General features: G+C 68.8%; 1 protein-coding gene. It reads right to left on the bottom strand.

The window, feature by feature from the left end; genetic code table 11:
- The coding region (locus ACTFO6_RS19950) for an ATP-binding cassette domain-containing protein (RefSeq protein WP_439936010.1) at positions 1–234 on the bottom strand (234 nt) is incomplete at both ends.

The following is a 234-nucleotide window of genomic DNA, read 5'->3' on the forward strand; positions in this document are numbered from 1 at the left end:
GCTCCAGGTTCTCTTCCACCGTGAGCTTGCAGCACACCTGGCGCCCTTCGGTCACGAGGACGAGCCCTTCCAGCCCCAGCCCGCAGGCAGGCTTGCCCGTCACCGGCCTGCCCAGATAGCGGATTTCCCCCGCGGCGGGCGGGATCATGCCGGCTAAGGCCTTGAGGGTGGTGGTCTTGCCCGCCCCGTTGGCGCCGATCAGCGTCACCAGCTCCCGCTCCCGGATCGAGAGAT

Source organism: Pelomicrobium sp. G1, assembly GCF_051905455.1.
Taxonomy (GTDB): domain Bacteria; phylum Pseudomonadota; class Gammaproteobacteria; order Burkholderiales; family UBA6910; genus Pelomicrobium.